This is a genomic window from Amycolatopsis pittospori, assembly GCF_013870525.1.
GTDB lineage: Bacteria > Actinomycetota > Actinomycetes > Mycobacteriales > Pseudonocardiaceae > Amycolatopsis > Amycolatopsis pittospori.
This window is the reverse complement of sequence record NZ_JACBXD010000181.1, coordinates 1-4,409: the sequence shown is the minus strand read 5'-3', so window position 1 is coordinate 4,409 and position 4,409 is coordinate 1. Positions and strand designations below refer to the sequence as shown.

Sequence of the window (4,409 nt, the reverse complement as noted above, 5' to 3'; positions counted from 1 at the left end):
TCACGCACGGGACGACAAGGGCTTCGACGACGACGATTTCTCGAACAACTCGTGGATGGTCGACTGACCGCCCAGCGCACTTCCGGGGCCCGGCTCACCTGAGCCGGGCCCTCTTTTTCGCTCGCTCCGCCCGCCTCCTCCGACCTGCGTTTCGCGGGCTAATCGCGATCTGACGGCTGGGGCACCCGCCCGGCCCAAATCGACTTTCGCGGGCTAACCGCGACGCGTAGGCAGGCTAAGTAACCGGGCGCGGTTCACGGCCCGGATCGCGATTAGCCCGCTAAACGCAGGTCGGAGCGGGTCAGGCGGCGGGTTCGTCCTGGAGGCCGATCGGGGCGCGTTTGACGTCGGCGTCCAGCAGGGCCTGGTACTTCGTCGTCCCGGTGAGGTGGGTGAGGAAGAACGCGGTGAACAGCGCCCTCGTCAGCTGCTGGGTCCCGCGGTGCGGCTTCCCGTGCAGCAGGAGCTGGCTCCAGTGCCTGCCCTCGGTGACGCCGAGATGCGACGACTTCCCGAGCGTCCGCAGCTGCACCGGCCCGCCCCAGGCGTCCGCGATGGCTTCGGCGTGCCCGATCGGCGGCGCGACCAGATCCTCACTCGCCGCGAGGTGCAGACCAGGGACGGACACGGACCGGGCGGACACGGTCGCCGGCGGCAGTGTCTGCGCGGGAGTGATGGTCGCGACGGCCTGGACTCGCGGCCGATCCTCGTTATCGGCCGACTGCGCGGCGGCGAGCACGGCCGAACCGCCGCCGGTCGAGTGCCCCGCGAGACCGAGCTTCGCCGGGTCGACACTGATGCCGTCGGGGCCGAGGCGGACCGTCGTGATCAGATCGAGGGTGGTGAGCAGGTCGCCCGCCAGCAGCCGATGCGACGGCAGCGGTCCGCGCTGGGTGGCCGGGGCGGCCGCGACGATGCCCCAGCTCGCGAGGTGCCGGAGCAGATGCCGGTAGCTCCCGGTCGGCTGCAACCATCCGTGCCCGAACGCGATCGCGGGCAGACCGAGCCCCGAGCGGGGCGTGAACACGACACCGGGCAGTCCGACCAGGGCGAGATTGCCGCGCAGGACGTCGTGCGGACCTGGGTGGGACAGCTCCGCGAGCAGCTGCTTGGGCTTGCTGGCCATGGTCGTGACCTTACTGCCCGCGCCCCCGTCCGGCCCGCGCGCCGCCCCGCGTATCGACTTTCGCGGGCTAACCGCGCTGCTTAGCATGCCTACGTATCGCGTTTAGCCCGCTGAACGCAGGTGGCGGGCGCCCGGGCGAAGGGCGCGGACGTCCCTCGTTAGGCTGGTGGCCGTGTGTGGAATCGTGGGATACGTCGGACACCGCCCGGCCCTGGACGTCGTCATCGGCGGACTCCGGCGGATGGAATACCGCGGCTATGACTCGGCAGGCGTCGCCGTCCTCGACGGTGCGGGAGCACTGAACGTCGAGCGCAAGGCGGGCCGCCTGGCCAACCTGGAGACCCAGCTCGACACCGTCGGCAGGGACGCCTTCACCGGCACCGCCGGAATGGGTCACACCCGCTGGGCCACCCACGGCGCCCCGGTCGACCGCAACTCGCACCCGCACCGCGACGCCTCCCAGCGCGTCGCCGTCGTGCACAACGGCATCATCGAGAACTTCGCCGCCCTGCGCGGCGAGCTCGAGGCCGACGGCGTCGAGATGGCGAGCGACACCGACTCCGAGACCGCCGCGCACCTCATCTCCCGCGCGTACGCCGAGGGCGACACGAAGGGCGACTTCCCGGCCAGCGTCGCCTCGGTCTGCCGTCGTCTCGAAGGCGCGTTCACCCTGGTCGTGACCATCGCCGACCAGCCGGACACCATCGTCGCCGCCCGCCGCTCCTCGCCGCTGGTCGTCGGCGTGGGCGAAGGCGAGCACTTCGTCGCTTCCGACGTCGCCGCGTTCATCGAGCACACGCGCGAGGCCGTCGAACTCGGCCAGGACCAGCTCGTCGTGATCACCCGCGAGGGTTACGAGGTCACCGACTTCCACGGCGATGCCGCCCAGGCCAAGCCGTTCACCGTCGACTGGGACCTCTCGGCCGCGGAAAAGGGCGGCCACGAGTACTTCATGCTCAAGGAGATCGAGGAGCAGCCCGAGGCGCTGGCGAATACGCTGCGCGGCCACTTCGACGGTGGCCGGATCATCCTCGACGAGCAGCGCATCTCCGACCAGGACCTCCGCGACGTGGACAAGGTCTTCGTCGTCGCCTGTGGTTCCGCGTACCACTCCGGCCTGGTCGCCAAGTACGCCATCGAGCACTGGTGCCGCCTCCCCGTGGAGGTCGAGCTGGCCAGCGAGTTCCGCTACCGGGACCCCGTGCTGGACCGCGCGACGCTGGTCGTCGCCGTGTCGCAGTCGGGCGAGACCGCGGACACTCTCGAGGCCGTCCGCCACGCGCGTGAGCAGAAGGCGCGCGTCCTGGCCGTCTGCAACACGAACGGCGCGCAGATCCCGCGTGAGTCGGACGCCGTCCTCTACACGCACGCCGGACCCGAGATCGGCGTCGCTTCGACCAAGGCGTTCCTCGCGCAGATCGCGGCCAACTACCTGGTCGGCCTGGCGTTGGCGCAGGCGCGCGGCACGAAGTACCCGGACGAGGTCGCCCGCGAATTCGCCGAACTCGAGGCCATGCCCGCAGCCGTGCAGAAGGTTCTGTCCACTGTGGACCAGGTTCGGGACCTCGGCCGCCGGATCGCCGACTCGAAGGCGGTGCTGTTCCTCGGCCGCCACGTCGGTTTCCCGGTCGCCCTCGAAGGCGCGTTGAAGCTCAAGGAACTGGCGTACATGCACGCCGAGGGTTTCGCGGCCGGCGAGCTCAAGCACGGCCCGATCGCGCTGATCGAAGAAGGCCTGCCTGTCGTCGTTGTGATGCCTTCGCCGAAGGGCCGTGCGGTGCTGCACTCGAAGCTGGTGTCGAACATCAGCGAAATTCAGGCGCGCGGTGCCCGGACGATCGTGATCGCGGAGGAGGGCGACGAGACCGTCCGCCCGTTCGCCGACGAGCTGATCGAGATCCCGGCCGTCCCGACGCTGCTGCAGCCGCTGGTTTCGACGGTTCCACTGCAGGTGCTGGCCGCCGAGATCGCCCGTACGCGTGGGTATGACGTCGACAAGCCGCGTAACCTGGCGAAGTCGGTCACCGTCGAGTAAAGACCGGAGGCGTCGTGCAGGGAATCTGGACCACGGAACGGATTCGCGCGGCGGAGGACCGGTTGCTCGCCGTCACTCCCGACGGCGAGCTCATGCGGCGCGCGGCGTTCGGGCTCGCGGTGCACGCGGCCGAGATGCTGGCCGACCACACGGGTTCGGTGTCCGGGCGGCGGGTGACGCTGCTCGTCGGCTCGGGCAACAACGGCGGTGACGCCTTGTGGGCGGGCGCGTTCCTGCGTCGTCGCAACGTGGCCGTCGCGGCGATCCTACTGAAGCCCGAACGTGCTCATGCGGCGGGTTTGGCCGCGTTGAAGCGGGCGGGCGGTCGGGTGGTGTCCCTTGAGGACGGTCCACAGTGGATTCGACAGGCTGATCTCGTCCTTGACGGGATCGTCGGTATTTCGGCGCGTGGGCCCTTGCGGCCGGACGCCGCCGCGTTGCTGGAGTACGTGAATTCGCCGGTGCTGGCCGTCGATCTGCCGAGCGGGGTGGATCCGGACACCGGCGACGTCGACGGTGCGGCCGTCGTCGCCGATCGCACTGTCACTTTCGGCGCGCTCAAACCGGTGCACGTTCTCGCGCCCGCTTCGTGTGGAGAGGTCGCGCTGGTGGACATCGGGTTGCGGTCCGAACTCGGCGAGCCCGATCTGGAGCGACTCGACACCGCGGACGTCGCGGCGGCTTGGCCGATTCCGGGGCCTGACGACGACAAATACAGTCAGGGCGTGGTCGGCGTGGCCGCCGGATCGGCGACATATCCGGGTGCGGCCGTGCTCGCGGCGGGCGCGGCGGTGCGGGCGACGTCCGGGCTGGTGCGGTACGCCGGGCACGCCGCGGACGTGGTGCGAGGGCGCTGGCCCGAGGTCATCGCGACCGGGTCGGTGACGGATGCCGGCCGGGTGCAGGCATGGGTGGTCGGGCCGGGGATCGGGACCGGGCACGAGGGGCGAGAAGTGCTGCGGTTCGTGCTCGGGCGAGGCGTGCCGGTGTGCGCGGACGCCGACGCGACGACGATCATCGCGCGCTCGCCCGACGTGCTCGACGCGCGCGATCCGGACACTCCGCTCGTGCTGACCCCGCACGCGGGGGAATACGAGCGGCTGATGGGTTCGCCGCCGGGGGCGGACCGGGTCGCCGCGGCGCGGTCGGCCGCGCGGAAGTACGACGCCGTCGTGCTCTTGAAGGGGCACTGCACGGTGGTCGCGGCGCCGGACGGGCGCACGCTGGTGAACACGCCGCGTGGGTCGT

At 70.8% G+C, this 4,409-nt stretch carries 3 protein-coding genes; 2 read left to right on the top strand and 1 reads right to left on the bottom strand.

Features of this window, described 5'->3' with window-relative positions:
- Positions 1-301 precede the first annotated feature (301 nt).
- A complete protein-coding gene (locus tag H5J31_RS39420) occupies positions 302-1,126 on the bottom strand; it encodes a dienelactone hydrolase family protein (protein WP_181777751.1) in 825 nt (274 codons plus the stop codon).
- A gap of 172 nt (positions 1,127-1,298) precedes the next feature.
- Here H5J31_RS39420 and glmS point away from each other — a divergent pair, with 172 nt between their 5' ends.
- A complete protein-coding gene (glmS, locus tag H5J31_RS39415) occupies positions 1,299-3,161 on the top strand; it encodes a glutamine--fructose-6-phosphate transaminase (isomerizing) (RefSeq protein ID WP_181777750.1) in 1,863 nt (620 codons plus the stop codon).
- 14 nt (positions 3,162-3,175) lie between these two features.
- Positions 3,176-4,409, top strand: a 1,234-nt coding sequence (locus H5J31_RS39410) for an NAD(P)H-hydrate epimerase (RefSeq protein ID WP_181777749.1), incomplete at its 3' end; no start/stop codon positions are given.

Coding starts and splice junctions, on each gene's coding strand:
- H5J31_RS39420 (WP_181777751.1), bottom strand. CDS start 1,126: ATGGCCAGCAAGCCCAAGCAGCTGCTCGCGGAGCTGTCCCACCCAGGT.